Origin of the sequence: Mycolicibacterium pyrenivorans (assembly GCF_025821625.1) — a bacterium.
Lineage (GTDB): Bacteria > Actinomycetota > Actinomycetes > Mycobacteriales > Mycobacteriaceae > Mycobacterium > Mycobacterium pyrenivorans.
In genome coordinates this window covers 1-487 of record NZ_JACKSH010000036.1, presented here as the reverse complement: position 1 = coordinate 487, position 487 = coordinate 1, and the positions used below count along the sequence as shown (strand labels likewise).

Genomic DNA, 487 nt, shown 5'->3' with positions numbered 1-487 from the left:
AGAACACCCGCCGATAAACCGGCAACAACGATGACTTGCCCAGCATCAACCCCCTTGTTGCATACATAGATTCGAGCGTGTTGCTACCCGTTGATAACGCCGGGCACCGGAAAGACGCACCTATCCGTCGGATTGGCAAGGGCTGCAGCACATGCCGGCTACCGGACCTATTTCACCACCGCCGCCGATCTAGCCGCGCGGTGTCATCGTGCCGCGATCGAGGGGCGCTGGGCCACCACCATGCGGTTCTTCGCCGGCCCAACGCTGCTCGTGATCGATGAGCTGGGGTACTTGCCGTTGCCCGCCGAGGCCGCTTCGGCGTTGTTTCAGGTTGTCTCCCAACGGTATTTGAAGACCAGCATCGTCATCACTACCAACCGCGGGGTGGGAAAAGCGCACTTGTTCGCGCGAACCTGTGCGGAAGTGGCGTTGAAACGTGACATGTTTGCAGGTATCAGGGTTGGGCGAGGTGGTCGGGCAGTCGGCC

1 pseudogene is annotated in these 487 nt (G+C 60.8%); it reads left to right on the top strand.

Annotation, left to right across the window (positions count from 1 at the left end):
* Positions 1-99: 99 nt before the first annotated feature.
* Positions 100-390, top strand: a pseudogene (locus tag H7I57_RS05525) (ATP-binding protein); the annotation flags it as partial.
* Positions 391-487: the final 97 nt, after the last annotated feature.